Below are 4144 nucleotides of genomic sequence, written 5' to 3' on the forward strand. Positions count from 1 at the left end.
TAACCTGGTTAATTCATAAATTTCCATTTCAGGCAAAAAACTTCAATATTGTCATGCCCGAGTAGTCGGGCATCCATTACCTGCACTAAGTTGTTGATTTGTAATGGATTCCCGCTCCCCGCCTTCGCGAGGACAGGCTTCGCGGGAATGACGACTTTTATGGTTTGTGAATTATTCAGGTTAATAAATGAAATGCCTGAATTCTACATCCCCTTTTCCAAAATTGATGAGTAATCCTACTTTTATTGTTACTAATTTCTTTTATCCGTGTACAATCGGTGTGAATCCGTGGCTTTATTTTTTTCTAATGTTTACCCACGTCGTTCAACATAGAGCCGCGTTTATTTTGTTTCCTTTGTTTTGTCCTTGCGGCGCATGTAAAGCGTTTTCTCAAACGAGGCATAAACTTCGCCGTCGCTATCCGTCAGGTCTACTTGATAAGTCCTGTTTATAGAGGGCTCGGTGCTAAGTCGCTTGTGAACATCACCCAGTTCTTCCTTGCTTACCACAAACCGCGCGTACAACGTTTTCTGGCCTGGCTTTTTAAATTGGATGGTTGCGGCTTTGTCCCAGACGATATATTCCGGACCCAAAAGTTTCATCAGCATAATCATATAAATCGGATCAATCGCGCCGTACATGCTGCCGCCGAAAATGGAACCAACATAGTTTCGTGTTTTCCAATTGAGCGGAAGCTTGACTCGAATCTCATGCAGGTCACCGGCAATATAAGTAATCCTGCCGCCCGTGCGTCGATAGGCGGGAAAAAAGTTGAACCACCAGCGAAAGAGTCGAGTTTTCAATGATTCAGTCATAAATTTAAGGATGCAGGTTCGATTTTACGTTAATCTAATCTCAGAATATTTCACCCCTAACGGGGTTTAGGATTTTTGGTGGCATTTTCTATAAATATTCCACCCCTAAGGGGTTGGTCAAAAAAACATTGGATTGTTTTGCAATCAATCAATCCCGGAGGGATGACATATTTATAGCAAGTTAATAATATATAAAGACCGAAAACCCCGTAGGGGTGAAATATTGCTACTGCGTAAAATGGAACCTGCACCCAAATTTAATCACCTCACAAATAACTTTTAAGGATTAACTGATTTTCTGCAAAAATGCAAGTAAATTAGTTGCTCAACACAATTAAACGATCTATATTCTCATTTTAGTAATGCGACATTCATGTCGCGCAAATGGAGGTGCTGTAACGCAAACGTTTTGTTTGCTCTCAATCGGGACGATTGAGTTACATTCCCAACCGAGCGTGAAAAATAGTTGTTTCGGGCGGAAGGAGTGAGGTGTGGCAGATAGAGCTGCACACTCTTCGCTATAGGCTCGACAATTTGCTTGCAGACTGGAGTCTGGGGAACATTTTGTTGGCGCCTCTGCCTTCTGCGGAGTGCGACCCCGCAAGAAAGACGCGGTGAGCGGCTAACTATAATTGTGCGCGAAGCGCCACCGGTTGAGGAGGCGCACGCAGCCCGTGCAGGACGCCCGTTTTTGGCGGCCGGAGCGGCAATAAACCAGTGAGAAATATTAGTTATTTAGAAACAACAAACGTGACATTCACAACGTAGCTCTAGAAGTAATGTTTTGGGAAGTCTTTAATTCTTCTCGCTTCGCTCGAAATGACAGGTACACGGGTCCTTTTGGGACAGCCCCAACGAGTTTGGTGCTCAACCTTCAGGCCGGCCTTCCAAGCTAAAGCTTGAACTCCGAACTTAAACTTCAAACCAAATCAAAATGATCCAAGTCAAAAACTTAAGCTATACCTACACAAAAGCCGACGAGCCTGCGGTGACTAATCTAAATTTCACCATCGAAAAAGGCGAAATTTTCGGTTTCCTGGGGCCAAGCGGTGCAGGCAAATCAACGACCCAGAAAATTTTAATTGGCCTGCTCAAAGACTACCCGGGCAGTGTCTCTATTTTGGGAAAAAACCTGGTTGACTGGAACTCGGATTATTACGAGCACATCGGGGTCTCATTCGAATTTCCCAATCACTATCTCAAATTGACCGCCATTGAAAACCTGACCTATTTCGGTTCTCTATACAGGAGCAAAACGCAATCGCCGCAGGACTTACTCGATTTGGTGGGACTCAATAATGACGGCAAAATGCTGGTGTCCCAATATTCCAAAGGCATGAAGACCCGCCTGGGTGTGGCCCGCTCCCTGCTGCACAATCCGGATCTACTGTTTATGGATGAACCGACTGCCGGACTTGATCCGGTTAACTCGCGTCGGGTCAGGAATCTGATTAGAAAGCAAAAAGAGGACGGAAAAACGATTTTCCTTACCACACACGACATGGTCACCGCCGACGAACTTTGTGACCGGGTGGCCTTCATCGTCGAGGGTGAGATCAAATTGATCGGCGCACCGCGTGATCTGAAGTTGCAGCACGGCAAGCCCAACGTGCGCGTTGAATACGATGACAGCCAGAAAACCAAACGTGAAGATTTCCCCCTAAAAGATTTAGGGAACAATGCAGGCTTTTTAAATCTACTGAAAAATCACAACATCCAAACGATTCACACACTCGAAGCAACATTAGAAGATGTTTTTATTCAGGCAACCGGGCGGAGCCTGTCATGAAGCGTCTGGCGTCAAGTTTGTGGCTCGACTTTCGGCTGCAGTTTCGCAACGGGTTTTATTATGCCGCAGCCTTTGTGACGGTCGTGGCAATAGTAATTTTTCGTCAGTTCCCGAATTTGGATTTTAAATGGCTGCTGCCGGCACTGTTGCTGAACAACTTACTCATCGGCACATTCTATTTTTTCGGCGGGCTGGTTTTGTTGGAGAAGAAAGAAGGCACTCTGGAAGCACAGATCGTAACTCCCATCCGCACCTGGGAGTACCTGCTTTCCAAGGTCATCACCCTGACAGCTCTTTCAATACTTGAGAATGTTGCCTTGGTTATCTTTGTCTACGGGTTTGATTTTAACCCCCTGCTACTGGTTCTGGGAATTTCTCTGTCGGCTGCGATCTTCTGCTTGTTTGGGTTTATTGCTGTCGCCCGCTACGACTCAATTAATGAGTACCTCTTCCCATCTGTGTTGTACACCGCTGTCCTGTCTCTTGTTTTTCTTAACTATTTTGGTCTGTGGGAAAGCTGGTTATTTTACCTGCACCCGCTGCAGGCCCCCCTTCTGCTATTGAAAAGTGCTTTTAGCCCCCTAAAAAACTGGCAAGTTATTTACGGCCTGCTCTATTCAGCCTTGTCGCTGGGCTTGATTTTTTTATTGAGCCAAAAAATGTTTTATCGCTTCATTATTAAAAAAGAAGGGGTGCGCTAACTTGAGAAGCGTAACGGCTCTGAAAGCGCTCGGACCCATCGATGTTCGAAACATAATTCGCGACCCCCTTTTGCGCTGGATGGTATTTTTACCTCTTTTGATCGGCTTCCTGATACGCTGGGGCGTGCCGATCCTTTCAACTTATCTTGCCGGTCGATTTCAATTTGATTTGGTGCCGTACTACCACTTGATCATGAGCGCTATCTTGCTGCAATGGCCTATTTTATTCGGAATGATCATCGGTTTTCTACTACTCGATCAACGAGACGACCAAACCATTACGGCGCTGCAGGTAACCCCACTAACATTGACCGGCTATCTTATCTATCGCATTTCCCTACCGCTGGTCGTGAGTATTATGATAACATTAATTTCGTTTCCGATCGCCGGTCTGGTTGAGTTAAGCTTTCTACCTCTTTTTTTAGCGGCTCTTTTGGCTGCCCCTCTGGCGCCGATGTTTGCGCTCTTTCTTGCTACCTTTGCAGAAAATAAAGTGCAGGGGTTCGCCCTGACCAAGGCAGTTGGTATCGTCCTTTGGCCGCCAGTATTTGCTTATTTTATAGATTCCCCCTGGAAACTCGCATTTGGAATTTTTCCAACTTATTGGCCGATGAAATTTTTTTGGCTCCTCACCTCCGGCGGCGGGAAAATATGGATTTATTTTGTTGTCGGACTGTTATATCAAATTTTTGTTTTATGGGTGCTGTTAAAGAGATTCAATAAGGTAATGCATCGGTAATTCAATGTTCGTGGGGGGGTGATCTCTAAATATCATCGCAATGTGGATAATAGTGTTCTCGTGTTTGTGTGTTCGAGTGTTCAGGTGCTAATATCTTGAA

4 protein-coding genes are annotated in these 4144 nt (G+C 45.2%); 3 read left to right on the forward strand and 1 reads right to left on the reverse strand.

The window, feature by feature from the left end; all coding sequences use genetic code 11:
* Positions 1-341 precede the first annotated feature (341 nt).
* Positions 342-815: a DUF4442 domain-containing protein gene (locus IH879_20835; protein MCH7677375.1), complete on the reverse strand. Its 474-nt coding sequence runs from the start codon at positions 813-815 to the stop codon at positions 342-344.
* Positions 816-1749: 934 nt separating this feature from the next.
* Here IH879_20835 and IH879_20840 point away from each other — a divergent pair.
* From IH879_20840 to IH879_20850, 3 genes are read left to right on the forward strand one after another with little or no spacing between them, the layout of a single operon-like run.
* Entirely contained in the window at positions 1750-2604 is an 855-nt protein-coding gene (locus IH879_20840) for an ABC transporter ATP-binding protein (GenBank protein MCH7677376.1), read from the forward strand.
* The gene (locus IH879_20845; protein ID MCH7677377.1) at positions 2601-3305 is read left to right on the forward strand and encodes an ABC transporter permease; all 705 of its coding nucleotides are present in this window, start codon (positions 2601-2603) and stop codon (positions 3303-3305) included. The genes IH879_20840 and IH879_20845 overlap by 4 nt, the downstream gene beginning before the upstream one ends.
* A 1-nt stretch (position 3306) precedes the next feature.
* Positions 3307-4044: a hypothetical protein gene (locus IH879_20850; GenBank protein MCH7677378.1), complete on the forward strand. Its 738-nt coding sequence runs from the start codon at positions 3307-3309 to the stop codon at positions 4042-4044.
* The last annotated feature ends 100 nt before the right edge of the window (positions 4045-4144 follow it).

The organism is candidate division KSB1 bacterium (assembly GCA_022562085.1).
GTDB lineage: Bacteria > Zhuqueibacterota > Zhuqueibacteria > Oceanimicrobiales > Oceanimicrobiaceae > Oceanimicrobium.

Bases quoted from the DNA above. Each gene is read 5' to 3' on its own strand.
- IH879_20835 (MCH7677375.1), bottom strand. From the start codon at position 815: ATGACTGAATCATTGAAAACTCGACTCTTTCGCTGGTGGTTCAACTTT.
- IH879_20840 (MCH7677376.1), top strand. From the start codon at position 1,750: ATGATCCAAGTCAAAAACTTAAGCTATACCTACACAAAAGCCGACGAG.
- IH879_20845 (MCH7677377.1), top strand. From the start codon at position 2,601: ATGAAGCGTCTGGCGTCAAGTTTGTGGCTCGACTTTCGGCTGCAGTTT.